Annotated in this window: 1 protein-coding gene; it reads right to left on the bottom strand. The window is 28.7% G+C overall.

Annotation, left to right across the window (positions count from 1 at the left end; translation table 11 throughout):
• A partial coding sequence (locus tag QP548_RS16965) for a DNA cytosine methyltransferase (RefSeq protein ID WP_284905673.1) occupies positions 1-209 on the bottom strand: 209 nt, incomplete at both ends.

Genomic DNA, 209 nt, shown 5'->3' with positions numbered 1-209 from the left:
TTTCCTTCTTTAAACTTAAAGCTCCCGTTGTCTATATCTTTCCTGATGCTGACTATGAATACTCTTTCTCTAGAATGGGCCGAATTATAGTTAATTCCACTTAGTATTTTCCAGTAGGAGTTATATCCTAATCTATCTAATTCATTAATTAAATTATGAAAATCAGAAATAAACATTTTACTTACTAAATTTCTAACATTTTCGGCTAT

Origin of the sequence: Clostridium sp. UMB9555A, assembly GCF_030222355.1 — a bacterium.
Lineage (GTDB): Bacteria > Bacillota > Clostridia > Clostridiales > Clostridiaceae > Sarcina > Sarcina perfringens.
This window is presented reverse-complemented; position numbering and strand designations above follow the sequence as displayed.